Origin of the sequence: Muriicola sp. E247 (assembly GCF_041358175.1) — a bacterium.
GTDB lineage: Bacteria > Bacteroidota > Bacteroidia > Flavobacteriales > Flavobacteriaceae > Muriicola.
On sequence record NZ_JBGKBE010000026.1, the window covers coordinates 1 to 2,210 of the forward strand.

The 2,210-nt window shown below is 33.7% G+C and carries 2 protein-coding genes; both read left to right on the forward strand.

What is annotated here, in order from left to right; all coding sequences use genetic code 11:
• Nucleotides 1–299: 299 nt before the first annotated feature.
• Nucleotides 300–788, forward strand: coding sequence for a hypothetical protein (locus tag ACA086_RS14895; RefSeq protein WP_371004139.1), 489 nt, complete (start codon nt 300–302; stop codon nt 786–788).
• A gap of 137 nt (nt 789–925) precedes the next feature.
• Nucleotides 926–1,312 carry a hypothetical protein gene (locus ACA086_RS14900; RefSeq protein ID WP_371004141.1) on the forward strand — a complete coding sequence of 129 codons (387 nt, stop codon included), beginning with the start codon at nt 926–928 and terminating at the stop codon, nt 1,310–1,312.
• Nucleotides 1,313–2,210: the final 898 nt, after the last annotated feature.

Genomic DNA, 2,210 nt, shown 5'->3' on the forward strand with positions numbered 1-2,210 from the left:
GAAATTCATTTTCTATTTTTTATGTTTTGGGGTCTTTTTTACAATAGGAATCAACTTTATTGCAAAGAGGTCATCAAGAAAGATGGAATAAAAAAATAATAACGTTACCTAACAACGGCTATAATTCATTTTGGCTAAACCCAACTTCAAATATTTATTCTATTTTTAAAACAGAGAACCAGGTTAAAGGCTAAATATGGCTGCTCGCCTTGCCCTCGTAAATTTTTTTTGCCGAGGGCAAAAAACCCAACGCCGGGCTCGCTGCTAAGTCAAAACAGAATCATAGCCAAGACCGTTGTGTGCCATTTAAAAAACAAAACGCTAAATTGAATACCACTAAATTTTTAATAGCAAAATATTACTTTTTCGGACTGATTTTTCTTTTCATTTTTTACGCTTTTATCGGAGAAATTCCAAGTTGGTACACAATCGAAAGAGATTGGATTGAATGGATTACAACAATAATTTCGATACCCATAATTGGAATGTTGACCTCTAAATATTTGACCAAAAATATTGGAAAAGAAAAACAAAACTATTTCGGAATATCATTTTTAGCTCTTTTCGCTTCGTGGATTTTAATATTGTATTTTAAAGCATTAATAATCGGAATAATAAGTTCGTTTGAATTTGGGAGAATACGAATTTTGGAATCACTCGCAGGTTATTCGATTTATCAACTATGGATTTACGGAATGTTTGGAATAATTCACGGAATAGTTGGCGGGTATTTTTTATCAAAAGAATTGAAAAATAATGAAAAAAAAACGGCACACAACAATGTATAACCGCAATTACGGCGGATTCGACTACGTCCGAATCCACTCGGAATTGCTAAAGCCTGTGCTAAACCGAAAATTAAAGCATATTAACCCGTAACTGACGGTTATACGAGACCGTTGTAAAACATTTAATAAAATCGCTTATGAAAAAAGTACTATTACCATGCTTTCTTATTTTATTTGCTCTGAAATCATATTCACAAGAAGTGGAAAACGGACCTGATTTTAGTGACATTGATAGTATTGAAAAAGCAGTTGCTTTGTATGAAAAAGGAGAATTATCTAAAATTTACATGATGCCATTGGAGTTTGGAGGAGAAGATATCCCGGCTAACACGCTATACGTCCCGGAGTTTGTTCAGGAGTTTAAAGAAGGATTTGATAGAATGGTTGAGAAGTTACTCGAAGAGGGAAAAAGAATAAGTTTAGATGCAAACCCTGAATATAAAGGAAGAAGTTTTATTCCTTCTAAGCTTAAACTTGAAGTATCAGGTGATACCGAATTCTCTGAAACTATAAATATCTGGTAGAGGGTAAAACGTTTTACAACAACGGCTATAATTCACTTTGGCTAAATCCAACTTCAAATATTTATTCTATTTTTAAAACAGAGAACCAGGTTAAAGGCTCAACCTGGCAGCTCGCCTTGCCCTCGCTAATCTCTTCTGCCAAGAGCAGAAGATCCACCGCCGGGCTCGCTGCTAAGTCAAAACGAAATCATAGCCAAGACCGTTATACACCATTAAATTAATTGAAATCTAAAACGAATAAATATCATAAAGTCGAAAGAATATTTAATGAAATCAGTATAACTTACCTTATACTTATTTTTATTTCTATTTTATTTTCTATAACAATTGCTTTACAGGCCGATATATCGGCTAGTTCTGGTCATGGAGGATTAATTTACATTATTGGTCCAGGTTTATTAGGGCTTTTAATTTTAATTTTTTACTTAATATCATTATTTATTAGCCCAAAATCGAATTCAATTTTAGGTATTTCAAGTATTGTTATTAATATTATTATAGGATTCATTTTCATGTTTACAGAATTTTAAAATACGGTGTATAACAACGGCTATAATTCAGCGCTGCTTTAGAACTTCCTTGAAATTTCCTACATTTAAATAAAACTAAAACTGGCTTCCATGGTTGAACGGCCAGGGCTCGCTTTTGCCGACGCGAATTTCTAACACTAACCGTGTTAGATCCTCCGCTAGCTTCGCCCCCAATGCCGCGCCGCAATCATAGCCAAGACCGTTGGCATGCATTGAAATATTAAAATTTAAAAAATGAAAATAACAAGACGAGACTTCAAGTTTTTCCTTCTTGGGATATTAACAATGACAATAATTGACATAATCTTTAATTGGGGTGACTTCAAGCAAGGATTCAACGAGGGATATAATAAAGCGACTAATAAAAC